The sequence below is a fragment of the Kitasatospora sp. NPDC034533 genome, assembly GCF_055575155.1.
This window is the reverse complement of the sequence record NZ_JBVITE010000057.1, coordinates 44,798-57,415: the sequence shown is the minus strand read 5'-3', so window position 1 is coordinate 57,415 and position 12,618 is coordinate 44,798. Positions and strand designations below refer to the sequence as shown.

12 protein-coding genes are annotated in these 12,618 nt (G+C 76.6%); 9 read left to right on the top strand and 3 right to left on the bottom strand.

All coding sequences use genetic code 11. The features are described from left to right. On the top strand, positions 1 to 1,000 hold a 1,000-nt coding region (locus ACZ55U_RS30440; RefSeq protein WP_465531176.1), incomplete at its 5' end, for an iron-containing redox enzyme family protein. On the opposite strand, the gene ACZ55U_RS30435 is transcribed toward ACZ55U_RS30440, so the two are convergent. After that, positions 974 to 1,231: a CDGSH iron-sulfur domain-containing protein gene (locus ACZ55U_RS30435; RefSeq protein WP_465531174.1), complete on the bottom strand. Its 258-nt coding sequence runs from the start codon at positions 1,229 to 1,231 to the stop codon at positions 974 to 976. The two genes, ACZ55U_RS30440 and ACZ55U_RS30435, sit on opposite strands and share 27 nt — an antisense overlap. Beyond that, positions 1,215 to 1,871, bottom strand: coding sequence for a HemK2/MTQ2 family protein methyltransferase (locus ACZ55U_RS30430; RefSeq protein ID WP_465531172.1), 657 nt, complete (start codon positions 1,869 to 1,871; stop codon positions 1,215 to 1,217). The genes ACZ55U_RS30435 and ACZ55U_RS30430 overlap by 17 nt, the downstream gene beginning before the upstream one ends. A 113-nt stretch (positions 1,872 to 1,984) precedes the next feature. Here ACZ55U_RS30430 and ACZ55U_RS30425 point away from each other — a divergent pair, with 113 nt between their 5' ends. Beyond that, entirely contained in the window at positions 1,985 to 4,102 is a 2,118-nt protein-coding gene (locus ACZ55U_RS30425) for a YbdK family carboxylate-amine ligase (protein ID WP_465531170.1), read from the top strand. Here ACZ55U_RS30425 and ACZ55U_RS30420 read toward each other — a convergent pair. Beyond that, positions 4,084 to 4,272 carry a hypothetical protein gene (locus tag ACZ55U_RS30420; RefSeq protein ID WP_465531168.1) on the bottom strand — a complete coding sequence of 63 codons (189 nt, stop codon included), beginning with the start codon at positions 4,270 to 4,272 and terminating at the stop codon, positions 4,084 to 4,086. The two genes, ACZ55U_RS30425 and ACZ55U_RS30420, sit on opposite strands and share 19 nt — an antisense overlap. On the opposite strand from ACZ55U_RS30420, the gene ACZ55U_RS30415 reads away from it, so the two are divergent. From ACZ55U_RS30415 to ligD, 7 genes are all read left to right on the top strand, one after another. Next, positions 4,265 to 4,723 (top strand): SRPBCC family protein, encoded by a 459-nt coding sequence (locus tag ACZ55U_RS30415; RefSeq protein ID WP_465531166.1) that lies wholly within the window; start codon positions 4,265 to 4,267, stop codon positions 4,721 to 4,723. The two genes, ACZ55U_RS30420 and ACZ55U_RS30415, sit on opposite strands and share 8 nt — an antisense overlap. A 46-nt stretch (positions 4,724 to 4,769) precedes the next feature. Next, complete coding sequence (locus tag ACZ55U_RS30410; protein ID WP_465531164.1) at positions 4,770 to 5,342, top strand: type 1 glutamine amidotransferase domain-containing protein; 573 nt, start codon at positions 4,770 to 4,772, stop codon at positions 5,340 to 5,342. 231 nt (positions 5,343 to 5,573) lie between these two features. Next, entirely contained in the window at positions 5,574 to 5,795 is a 222-nt protein-coding gene (locus ACZ55U_RS30405) for a DUF6480 family protein (RefSeq protein ID WP_465531162.1), read from the top strand. 101 nt (positions 5,796 to 5,896) lie between these two features. After that, a complete protein-coding gene (locus ACZ55U_RS30400) occupies positions 5,897 to 6,418 on the top strand; it encodes a hypothetical protein (protein WP_465531160.1) in 522 nt (173 codons plus the stop codon). 18 nt (positions 6,419 to 6,436) lie between these two features. Beyond that, entirely contained in the window at positions 6,437 to 11,020 is a 4,584-nt protein-coding gene (locus ACZ55U_RS30395; RefSeq protein ID WP_465531158.1) for an HAD-IC family P-type ATPase, read from the top strand. Beyond that, the gene (locus ACZ55U_RS30390; RefSeq protein ID WP_465531156.1) at positions 11,017 to 11,613 is read left to right on the top strand and encodes a DNA polymerase ligase N-terminal domain-containing protein; all 597 of its coding nucleotides are present in this window, start codon (positions 11,017 to 11,019) and stop codon (positions 11,611 to 11,613) included. Before ACZ55U_RS30395 ends, ACZ55U_RS30390 begins: the two co-directional genes overlap by 4 nt. Beyond that, positions 11,610 to 12,515, top strand: a complete 906-nt coding sequence (gene ligD / locus ACZ55U_RS30385; protein ID WP_465531154.1) for a non-homologous end-joining DNA ligase — start codon at positions 11,610 to 11,612, stop codon at positions 12,513 to 12,515. The genes ACZ55U_RS30390 and ligD overlap by 4 nt, the downstream gene beginning before the upstream one ends. Positions 12,516 to 12,618: the final 103 nt, after the last annotated feature.

Below are 12,618 nucleotides of genomic sequence, written 5' to 3'. Positions count from 1 at the left end.
CACGGAAGGCCCCCCCCCAAAACCGCGGGGTCCCCTGTCGTTGGCCGTCCTCACCCCCTTGCCCCCTGGCCCCCCCTTCCCCGGTCGCTTCCTCCCCCCCCCCGCCGCCGCCGACGACCCGTGGGGCGAGGACCACCAGCTGGCGCTGCACCTGTGCTACGAACTCCACGACCGGGGCCTGCCGGGCGTCCATCCCGAGTGGGAGTGGGAGCCCGGGCTGCTGGCCCTGCGGCGGGAGCTGGAGAGGTCCTTCCTGGCCGCGGTGCGCGCCGAGACCCACCCGGTGCCGCCGCTGCCGGACCTCCTGGAGCGGCTGCTGACGGAGCCCGACGAAGGCCATGGGCCCTCGTACTTCCTGCTGGCCGAGGGCGAGCGTCGGCACGCCCGGGAGTACCTGGTGCACCGCTCCCTCTACCACCTGAAGGAGGCCGACCCGCAGCTGTGGGTGCTGCCCCGGATCCACGGCCCCGCGCAGGCCGCGCTCATGGCGATCGCCTACGACGAGTACGGCGCAGGCCGCCCGGAACGGGCCCACTGCCTGCTCTTCGCCCGGATGATGGCCGCCTTCGGCCTCGATCCCGGCTACGGGCACTACCGGGACCTGGTGCCCGCGCCCATGCTGGCGGTGGTCAACCTCATGACCCTCTTCGGGCTGCACCGGGCGCTGCGCGGCGCCGCGGTCGGACAGTTCGCGGCCATCGAGATCACCTCCTCGCCCGGCTCGGCCCGGCTCGCCGAAGCCCTGGAGCGGCTGGGCGGGGGAGCGGACGGCACCCTGTTCTACCGCGAGCACGTCGAGGCCGACGCCGTCCACGAGCAGCTGGTGCGCCGCGGCGTCATCGAGGAATTGCTCACCACCGAACCCGATCTGGCCGGGGACATCGCCTTCGGCATCGCCGCCGCCACGGTGGTCGACGAGCGTTTCGCCGACCACCTGACGGGGGCATGGCGAGCCGGGCGGACGTCGCTGCGCTCACCCCTCGCCGACGTCGCGGTCTGACGCGCGGTCGCGCTCCGGCGCCCGGCGGCGGGCCCGGCCGCGCCGTCGGTGGCTGGTGTCGCAGAACGGGTAGGTGCGGCTTCGCCGGCACGCGCACAGGGCCACCACGGGACGCTCGGAGAGCCGCCGGACGCCGTCCGGGAGGACCACCTCGACCGGCCCCTCGACCAGCAGCGGGCCGTTCGGGACGACGACGACCCGCGTCGCCGGCCGGTCAGTGCTCGCGGACACCGCGCACCACCACCAGTTCCTCGTCACGCTCACCGGGCCCGATCAGCCCGAGCCGCTCGAACAGGCCGGCGCGGGCCGTCATCACCGGGCCGAAGGGCTGGCGCCGCCGCGCCGCCACCGAGGTGCGCAGCCCGGCCGCGCGCAGCAGCGCCACCGTCGTCGGGACGTCCGCCAGGGCGGACTGCACGATCAGCAGCACACCGCCGCCGTCCAGGACCCTGGGCACCGTCCGGCAGATCCGGTCCAGGACCAGCCGGCCGTCCGGTCCGGCGTCCCAGGCCAGGGCCGGGCCCCGGCCGGGAGCCACCCGGCCGGGGCCGGTGGGGACGTACGGGGGGTTGGCGGTCACCAGGTCGAAGCGCCCGTCCGGGACGGGGGCCAGCAGGTCGCCCCGGCGCAGCCGGATCCGGCCGCGGTGGAGGCGGGTGTTGCACCAGGCGGTGGCCACCGCACGGGCGGACAGGTCGACCGCCGTGACCCGCGCGCCGCTGCGCGCGGCCGTGAGCGCCACGGCTCCGGTCCCGGTGCACAGGTCGAGCACCCGGCTGGAGCCGTCCAGTGCCTCCCGGCGGACACAGGCGCTCAGCAGTTCCGTGTCGCCCTGGGGGGAGTAGACCCCGGGCGGTCGAAGCAGCAGCATGCCGGGCGGCTGCCCGCTCCGGCGGCGTTCACACCTGCCACACCGGCATCGCGATCGGGCCTGGCCGACGGGTACCGGATGACGGCGCGCTCCGAGGGGGCGACCCTGGTGGGGTGGACGACGCTACCGGGCGCGGGCCCACGCCAACCGTCGGTGTGGAGGAGGAGTACTTCCTCGTGGACGCGCTCACCCGCGCCGTGGTGCCGGCAGGCCCGCGGCTGGCCGCCCGCGCCGCCCGCACGCTGGGCGAGCTGGTGTCCGGGGAGTTCACGGACCTCCAGGTCGAGGCCCGGACGCCGCCGTGCGCCACGATGGACGAGCTCTCCGGGTGGCTGACCCGGCTGCGCGGGGAGCTCGCCGACCGCGCCGGGGCCGAGGGCCTGGGACTGTGCCCCAGCGCGACGCCCGTGATCGGGGGCGCCGGCGCGGCGCCGGTGGGCGACCACCCCCGGTACCGCGACGGGGTGGAGCTGTTTCGGACGATGGTGGACGACCTCGCCCTCTGCGCCCTGCACGTCCACGTGTGCCTGCCCGACCGCGAGGTGGCGGCGCTGGTCGGCAACCACCTGCGGCCGTGGCTGCCGCTGCTGGTGGAGATGAGCGCCAACTCGCCGTTCCACGCCGGGCGGGACACCGGGTACGCGAGCTGGCGCTCGGTGCTGCGGCTGCGCTTCCCCTCCCTCGGGCCGCCCCCGCGGGTCGACTCCTTCGAGGACTACCGGCGCGTCGCGGCGGCGATGGCGGAGGTCGGCGGCAGTTCGTTCGCCGAGCTGCCGTTCTGGGACACCCGGCCCCACCCGCGCCTGCCGACGCTGGAGGTGCGGTGCATGGACGTCCCCGCCGAGACCGGCGACTCGGTCGCCCTCGCCGCCGTCGTGCGGGCCCTGGTGCTCACCTCCGCCCGCCTGGTGGAAGGCGGCGACCCGGGCCCCGGCCTGCGCGGCGAGCTGCTGCGGGGCGCCTACTGGTACGGCACCCGCGACGGCTGGCCGGGCCCGGGCGCGGACGCGCTGAGCGGGCGGATGCTGCCGGCCCCGGAACGCGCCGGGCGACTGGTCGAGCACATCGGCGCCGCGCTGGAGGAGCTGGGGGACCTGGAGCGGGTCACCGCCTTCGTCGACCGGCTGGCCACCCGGGGCAGCGGTGCCCACCGCCAGCGCGCCGCGCACCGGGCGGGCGGCCTGCGCGCCGTCGTGGACGACCTCGCCGGCTGCATGCTCCCGCCGGAGCGCCCCGCCCCGGGCGGCGCGGCGGCGGCCCGGCCGGGCCGCGCTCATCCGCACGGCGGACGCCACGGGGGTGCGGCCGCCCGGGGCGTGCCAGCGTGGAGGGACACGGCCGGACACGCGCGGGGAAACGGACCCGTGCCGGGGACCGGCCGGGAGCCCTGGGAGCAGCCGATGGACGAGACCTCTGAAACGCCCCCCGGCCGGGCGGGCGGCGCCGCGCCGGACGGGCGGGCCGAGCGGGTCCGCCGGGACGGCTACGCCCGGCTGGGCGCCGCGGACCTCGGCATCGACGCCGGTGCCCTCGCCGCGGACTTCGCCGAGCTGGCCGCCGCCTACCGGGACCTGCCCCGGGATCCGTACGCGCGGGCGACCAACCGGTTCCGCCGCTACTCGCACGCCGTGTACCTGCCGTGGACCGGCGAACTGTCCTACATCCCCGGCGCGCCCGACGAGGAGTTCGGCACCGTCACCGAGTACTGGCAGGACGAGCACAACCCGGAGTACCCCCGGGTGCTCCGCAGGCTGCCCGACATCCCGACCGCCCTGCACCGCAACCGGCTGCTCGACGCGCTGATCCACGCCGACCTGGGCCATGCCCTGTGGCTGGAGGACCTCCACCGCGCCCCGGTCTACGTCGGCGTCCACCTGATCTCGCTCGGCGTGCGCGGCCGCGAGGAGGTCGCCGTCTCCTCGCCCAACTGCCTCCACCAGGACGGGGGTTCACCGGCCACCTTCACCTTCGCCCACCTCGTCGGGCGGCGGAACGTCGAGGGCGGCGAGAACGTCATCGCCACGCCGGAGAGCGCGGGGCGGCAGCCGGACTCGCTGCCGGCGGAGGCCGTCCACGACCGGTTCGTCCTGACCGAGCCGCTGGACGGCTACGGCGTGCACGACTGCCGCGTCAGCCACTACGTCGGCCCGGTCCGGCTCGGCGACGGGGGCGAGGAGGGGCGGCGCGACATCCTGATCGTCGGCATCGCCCCCTACGCGCCCGGGCTGTAGCCGCTGACGACGATCCGGCCCTCGTCCTCCGGCTCCTCCGGCTCCTCCGGCTCCTCCAGCTCCTTCAGCCCGAATCGCGATCCGGACGGTTGCGCCGGGGAGAGCGGGGCAGGCGCACGGTCGGCCGGGAACGCCCCGGCCGCACCGGAGGAGGAGAACCCGATGAGCATGGTGAAGGAATCCGTGGACGTGGCGGTGCCCCTGCACACCGCCTACAACCAGTGGACCCAGTTCGAGGAGTTCCCGCGCTTCATGGAGGGCGTCGACTCGGTGACCCAGCTGGACGACCGTCACAACCACTGGCGCACCAGCATCGGCGGCGTCACCCGCGAGTTCGACACCGAGATCGTCGACCAGAAGCCCGACGAGCGGATCGCCTGGCGGACGGTGGGCGGCGAGGTGGACCAGAAGGGCATGGTGAGCTTCCGGGAGCTGGACGACGGGAACACCCGCGTCTCCATGTCGATCGACTTCCAGCCCGAGGGCATGGCGGAGAAGGCCGCCGACGTCACCGGCGTCGTCGACCGCCGGGTGAAGGGGGACCTGCGGCGGTTCAAGGAGTTCATCGAGGAGCGCGGGCACGCGGAGGGCGGCTGGCGGGGGCGGATCAACCCGGGCTGATCCGGCGCACGCACACCCTCGGGAGGTCCACGCACCAGGAGGAGACATGACCCAGCACGGCAAGGTCCTGGCGATCGTGACGAACTACGGCGTCGAACAGGACGAACTGCTCGTCCCCGTACGGCATCTGCGCGAGAACGGCGTCCACGTCGACATCGCGGCACCCGAACGGGACGGGATCCGCACCCTGGTCGGGGACAAGGACCCCGGCGAGACGGTGAGCCCGACCCTCACCCTGGAGGAGGTCGACGCCACCGGCTACGACCTGCTGCTCATCCCGGGCGGCACCATCAACGCGGACACCCTCAGGCTCCAGCAGCCCGCCGTGGACACGGTGCTCGCCTTCACCACCTCGGGGCGGCCCGTCGCCGCGATCTGCCACGGCCCGTGGCTGCTGGCCGAAGCCGGGGTCGCCTACGGCAAGCGGCTCACCTCCTACCCGTCCCTGCGCACCGATCTGGCCAACGCCGGTGCCACCTGGACGGACGAGCCGCTGGTCACGGACGACGCCAACGACTGGCGGCTGGTGACCTCGCGCAACCCCGGCGACCTCGAACAGTTCCTGCGCGGCATCGACGCCGCGCTGCGCACCCGGGCCGAGGCGGGCGCCCGGAGCTGAGCACCGACCCTCCGGGCGCCGGCACGTCGGAACGAGTGCCGGCGCCCGGCGGTGTCGTGCCCGCTGACAGGAGCCCGCCGACCCGGGACCGAGGAAGGCGCCGACCTCGAACCGAGGAGGGCGCCGGCCTCGAACCGAGGAGAAGCGGAGGTCCGCCGGGCCCGCGACGTTTCCGGCCCCCGGCCCTGGGAAGCCGCCCGGCAACGGAGCCCAACTTCCCTGGGACACATCATGACCACACCTGACCCCGACCCGGAGCGCACACCGGCGCTCGACGAGCACGGCACCCTGCCCGGCGGGGACACTCCGCCGGCGGAGGGCGGCATCTCGGGCATCTCCCACCCCGAACCCGAGGAACTGCGCACGGCCTGGGGCATCTGGCCCGCGGTCGTGATCGTGGTGCTGGCCCTGGCCGTGTCGGTCATGCTCGCCGCCATGATCTTCGTCGGCTGAGCGGGTCCGCCGTTCGCGGGCCGCCACGCGGCGGCCGTGGTCCTGTTTGTCCGCGCAGGACCGGGCATACGCACCCGTAGGACGCCTGATCGGAATCGACCATGAACGAGCACGCAGCCACCGCATCCACGCCCCCGTCGGCAGGGGCGAGTTCGACCCGGCCGGTCGACGCCGTCGTGTCGGCCGTGCGGCACGCCCCGGGCGTCGGGGCCGTCGGCGGGATGGTCGACGGCATGCTCGACGCCGTCGGACTGGTGTCGCCGCGCGCCAGGCGCCTCGCCGCGTACACCGGTGCCGGACTGCTCGGAGCCTTCGGAGCCGTCGACTGGCCGGTGGCGGCGGCCGGCGCGGCCGCCGTATGGCTGACCCAGGCGCGGCCCGCCCGCGCCGGCGCTCCGGCCGAGGCGGCTCCCGCGCGCCAGGAACGCCGGGCGAGCCAGGCGAGGCCGAGCGCACCCAAGGCAGGGGCGGGCAAGCCGAAGGCGACGCCGAGCGCACCCAAGGCGGGGCCGGGCGCCGCGAAGACGAAGAAGGCCGCCGGGCCCGGCCGGACGACCACCCGCAAGACCAGCACCCAGCGCCGCACGAGCGCCTCCGCCGGGGCCGGACGGAGAACGGCCTGACCGGGAGCACAGGGAACCATGGTCCTCCGCCTCGTGACCCGCCTTTCGGCCGCCGGCCTCGGACTGACCGTCGCCGCGCCGGTCGCCCTCGCGCGCACCGCGCTGCCCGCGGCCCGCACCGCCGCCCGGATCGCCACCGAGGCCGCCGGGGCCGGTGTCCGGACCACGGCGCACACCACCGGAGCGGCCGCCGCCACCGCCCGGCGCGTGGGCCGGGTGACGCACAACGCGATCGAAGCCGGCCGGGGCTACTGGCAGGCGGGCACCCGGGTCCAGGTGCCGCTGCGCCCGAGCCGGACCGCCGCCGACCGGGTGCGGAGCGTGGAGGCCTCGGCCCGGAAGGTGGCGCTCGCCCTGGCCACCCGACCGGACGTGGTCGCCGCCTACTGGGACGGCGGGCTGGCCCGGCTCGTCGTCCAGCTCACCGAGGACGCCGTCGCCGAGCACGTCGTCGACCGGGCCACCGAACTCGCGGCCGACCAGCACCTGGAACGGGCGGACGCGGAGGTCCCCCAGACCGCCCACCCCGGCCGGACCGACAGCGTGCGCGCGCAGGCGATCGCCCTCGGCTGCGACGCCGTCGGCCTCGCGACCGCCGTGGGGGCGCGGACCGTCCGGCTGCGCACCGCTCCCCGGCTCGCCACCGCCACGGCCTCGCTGCTCCGCGAGGACCCGATGGTCCGCACCCTGCTCCGCCGCCGGCTGGGCGACGCCGCCGGCGACTTCGTCCTGGCGGCGGGCGGGGCGGTGGCGTACGGCATCGGGCAGTCGCCCGCCGCGCTGGCCCTGGACGCGGTGCTGCGGACCGGCCGTCTGATGGAGACGATCGCCGGCGCCGCCGCGTTCGACACCGCGCACGACACCGTCTGCGCGCCCGGGCGGCTGAGCCTCTCGGGCGAGGGCCTCGCCCGGCCGGCGTTGCGCCACCCGCCGAGCGAACGCTTCGAGGACCAGGCGGTGGGCAACACGCTCCTGGGGTCCGCCGCGGCCCTGCTGTTCACCCGGAACGCCGCGGAGGCGGCCGAAGGGCTGGTGGCGGGCAACCCGAAGGCCGCGCGCTACGGCCCGGCCGCGTTCACCGCCGCCCTCGGCACCGAACTCGCCCGCGAAGGCGTCCTGGTCCGTTCCCCGGACCGGCTGCGCCGGCTGGAACTCGTCGACACCGTCGTCCTGCACCCGGACTCGCTGCGCGGCGCGGGCCGGACCGTCCTGGAGGTCCACCCCAACGCCGACGGCTGGGACCACGACCGGCTCTGGCAGGCCGCCGAGGCCGCGCTGGCACCGCCGCGAGCCGGCCCCGCGCTCGAACTGCGCCCGGTGCCCGGCCGGCCAAAGGACGACACCGGCCTGATGATCGCCGCTGCCGACGGGAGCGACGTCGGCACCGTCCTGGTCGGCCGGGAGATCGACCCGCTCGCCGAGGCCGCGCTGGACGCCGCCCGCCGGGCGGGACTCCACGTCGTCGTGGCCGACGACGGGACGCTCGGAGACTTCGGCGTGCTCGCCGATCAACTCATAGGCGCGGAGCGGCCGTTGGAGGACATCGTCCGTCAACTCCAGCGGCAGGGAAAGGTGGTGCTCACCATCGCCCGGGTACCGGCCGACGGCACAGGCGAGTTGACGGACGACGGGCGGGAGGTCCTCGCCGGGCTGCTCCGCAGCGACCTCGCCGCCGCCGTCGTCGACGACCGCAGCGCGGTGGTGTGGGGCGCGGACCTCCTGCTGCTGACCGGGCTCGCGCCGGCCTGGCGCCTGCTGGCGGCGATCCCCGCCGCCCGGACCGTCGCGCGGCACTCCGTGATCCTCGCCGAGGCCGGGGCCGCGCTGTCCGGGCTGCTGGTCCTCACCCGGGGCCGGCGCGGGCACGGCACCCTCCCCGTGGCGGTCCGGCTCTCGCCCGTCAACCTCGCCACGGCCCTTGCGCTGGGCTCGGGCTGGCGGGCCGCCCTGCGCGTGAGCGCCCGGAGCGTGCCGCGTCCGCCGCCGCGCGTACCGTGGCACGCCCTCGCACCCCAGACGGCGCTCGCCCGGCTGCGGGCCGTCCGCCGCCCGGCGCCCCCGACCGGCCTGCGCGCCGCCGCCGAGGGTGCGCGGCGGATCCTCCGGCGGCCCGCCCTCGCACCCGTGCGCGCGTCGGGCCGGCTGATCGCCGCGACGCGCTCGGAACTGGACGACCCCCTGACGCCGGTCCTGCTGGTCGGCGCGGCCGCGGCGGCGCTCCTGGGCTCGACCGTGGACGCCCTGCTGGTCATCGGCGCGCTGACGATGAACGCGCTGATCGGCGGGGTGCAGCGGATGCGCGCCGAACAGGCCCTGGCCGCACTGGAGATGACGCAGCACCGGACCGCCCGCGTGGTGGCGGGGGAGCGGACCGGGACGGTCGACTCCACCGAACTGACGCCCGGCCAGGTGATCGAGCTGACCACCGGTGACGTCGTCCCCGCCGACGGCCGGCTGCTCGACGTCGACGACCTGGAGGTCGACGAGTCCGCGCTGACCGGCGAGTCCCTGCCCGCCGCGAAGCAGCGGGACGCCACCCCGGAGGCACCCGTCGCGGACCGCCGGTGCATGGTCTTCGAAGGCACCACCGTCGTGGCCGGTCACGCGCGGGCCGCCGTCGTCGGCACCGGGGACGACACCGAGGCCGGGCGGGCCGCTTACCTCGCCGCCCGCACCCCGCCACCGGCCGGTGTCCAGGCGCGGCTGCGTGAACTGACCGACCGCAGCCTGCCGTTCACCCTCGCCGGCGGTGCGGCCGTCGCGCTCCTCGCGGTGCTGCGCGGGCGACCGGTGCGCGAGGCCGTGCGGGGCGGGCTCGCGGTCGCGGTCGCCGCCGTGCCGGAGGGCCTGCCGCTCGTCGCCACCGTCGCGCAGCTGGCGGCGGCCCGCCGGCTCAGCCGGCACGGCGTCCTGGTCCGCACCCCGCGGGCCCTGGAGGCACTCGGCCGGATGGACACCGTCTGCTTCGACAAGACCGGCACCCTGACCGAGAACCGCCTACGGGTGGTGCGCGTCGCCACGGCCGACGGCGCTCCGAGCCCCGCCGACGACCCCGCCGTGGTGCCCGTCCTGCGGGCCGCCGCCCGGGCCTGCCCGCCGGCCGCCGACGACACGGCCGTCCACGCGCACTCCACCGACGAGGCGGTGCTCGCCGCGGCCCCGCAGGACCTCGCCTGGACGCCCGCCCAGACGCTGGCCTTCGAGGCCGCCCGCGGCTACGCCGCCGCGACCGGGACCGACGACGACGGCCGCGACCTGCTCGTGGTCAAGGGCGCCCCCGAGAGCGTCCTGCCGGCCTGCCCGGCCGCGGGCGACCGGCAGGCCGCGACCGTGGGCTCGCTCGGCGCCGAGGGCCTGCGGGTCCTGGCCGTCGCCGCCCGGCCCCTCGACACCGCCGGCGAACCCGTGGACCGTCCGCTGGAACGCCTCGAACTGGTCGGCTTCGTCGCCCTCGCGGACACCCCGCGCGCCGGGTCCGCGGAACTCGTCGCCGGCCTGCGCGGCGCCGGGGTGCGGCCGGTCATGCTCACCGGAGACCACCCGGCCACGGCCCGCGCGGTGGCCGTCGCCCTCGGCTGGCCCGAGGACGTCGAACTGGCCACCGGCGACGACCTGGCGGGCCTGGACCGGACCGGCCGCGCCGCCCGGCTGCGCGACTGCGGCGTGGTGGCCCGCGTCGCGCCGGAGCAGAAGGTGCTGGTCGTGGAGGCGCTGCGGGAAGCCGGACGCGTCGTGGCCATGGTCGGCGACGGGGCCAACGACGCCGCCGCCATCCGCTCCGCCGACGTCGGGATCGGCATCGCGGCCCGCGGCTCGGCGGCCGCCCGCAACGCCGCCGACCTCGTGGTCACCGACGACGAACTGACCGTCCTGAACGGTGCCGTGGCCGAGGGCCGGGCCCTGTGGCGCAGCGTCGCGGACGCCATCACCATCCTGATCGGCGGCAACGCGGGCGAGATCGGCTTCTCCCTGCTCGGCACCGCGCTCTCCGGCCGGGCCCCGATGTCCACCCGTCAGATCATGCTGGTCAACCTGCTGACCGACATGTTCCCGGCCATGGCCGTCGCGGTCACCCCGAGGGACGACCCGCCGGCCGGGCCCCCGGCCTCCGAGGACCCCTCGGCCCGGCACGGCCCGCCGGCCGACGGGCACGCCCCGCCGACGGGCGGCACCGCCCTCGACGCGCCCCTCGCGCGCGGAATCCGGCACCGGGGCATCGTCACCGCCCTGGGCGCCACCACCGCCTGGCTCATCGGCACCGCCACCCCCGGCTCCGCCCGGCGCACCAGCACGATGGCCCTGTGCGGAGTCGTCGGGGCCCAGCTCGCCCAGACGCTGACCGGGCGGCGGCGCAGCCCGCTGGTCCTCGCCACGGTGCTGGGCTCGGCCGCCGCCCTCGCCGTCGTGGTGCAGACCCCGGGTGTGAGCCGTTTCTTCGGCTGCACCCCGCTCGGCCCGGTCGCCTGGGCGGGCGTCGCCGCCTCCATCGCCGTCGCCCTGGCGGCGCCCCCACTGATCCCGCAGGTCGAACGCCTGCTGCGCACGGCCCTCGCCAGGGTCCTGGCGGCGCGGCGGAACGAGAGCCGGAGGCACGCACCGTGAACGGCACCCTCACCGAATACCACCGGCGCCGGGATTTCGCGAAGACCGCCGAGCCGGAGGGCGGCCGCGACAGACCGGGGGAGCGGCCGTCGTTCGTCGTGCAGATCCACGACGCCACCGCCATGCACTTCGACTTCCGCCTGGAGGTCGACGGCGTCCTCAAGTCCTGGGCCGTCCCCAAGGGACCGTCCCGCGATCCGCACGACAAGCGCCTCGCGATGCCCACCGAGGACCACCCGCTGGAGTACCGGGAGTTCGAGGGAGTCATCGCCGAGGGCGAGTACGGCGCGGGCACGGTGATCGTGTGGGACGAGGGCTCCTACCGCAACCTCTCCACGAACCGGGCGGGAGAGGAGATCCCGCTCGCCGAGGCGCTGGAGCGCGGGCACGCCTCCTTCCGCCTGAGCGGGCACAAGCTGCACGGCGGCTACTCCCTGACCCGCATCCGCACGACCCGCCCCGGGGACCGGGAGGCCTGGCTCCTGGTGAAGCACGCGGACGCGAGCGCCTCGGCCGACGGCGCCACCGACCCGACCAGGGCGCGCTCGGTGCGCACCGGGCACACGCTGAAGCAGACCCGGGGCGCGGCATGACCCCCGGGGCGCCGCGCGCCGGCCGTCGCAGCGCCGGGCCGAGCCGCCCCGACAAGGTGCTGTTCCCGAACGGCGACGGCATCACCAAGGCCCAACTCGCCCACTACTACCGGACGGTGGCCCGCCGGATGCTGCCCCAGCTGCGCGGCCGCCCGCTGATGCTGGAGCGGCACCCGGACGGCATCGACGACCACGGCTTCATGCAGAAGGACGTCCCCGAGCACTTCCCGCCGTGGGTGCACCGGGCCGAACTGCCCAAGGAGGACGGCACGGTGACGTACGTGGTCTGCGACGACACCGCCACCCTGCTCTACCTGGCCGACCAGGCGTGCACCACCCCGCACCGGTTCCTCTCCCGTGCCGACCGCCCGCACCACCCCGACCGGCTGGTCTTCGACCTCGACCCGCCCGCCGGCGACTTCGCCCCGGTCCGCGAGGCCGCCCGTCTGCTCCGCGAACTCCTCGACGAGCTCCGACTGCCGTCCCTGGTCATGACCACCGGATCGCGCGGCCTGCACGTGCTGGTCCCGCTGGACCGCCGCGCCGGGTTCGACGACGTGCGCGCCTTCGCCCGCGAGGCGGCCGGCCTCCTGGCCGCCCGGCACCCGGACACCCTCACGACCGAGGTCAGGAAGCGGTCCCGCCGAGGCCGCCTCTACCTGGACGTCCAGCGCAACGCCTACGCGCAGACCGCCGTCGCCCCCTACGCCGTACGGGCCCTGCCCGGCGCCCCGGTCGCCGCGCCCATCGCCTGGGCCGACCTGGACGACCCGGACCTCACCGCCCGCCGCTGGACCCTCACCACCGTCGACGGGCTCCTGGAGGACAACCCCTGGCGGGACGCCCCGCGCGGCCGGTCCCTCGCCCCGGCCCGACGCCGCCTCGCCGCCCTGCGGGCCTGAAGGGCCGCACCGAGGGCCGTGCGGGCCTCGCCCGGGGACGTGGGGGCGAACCCGCCACCGCGCGTCCGCCCGGTCCCGCCCACGGCCGCCCGGAGGGTGCGGC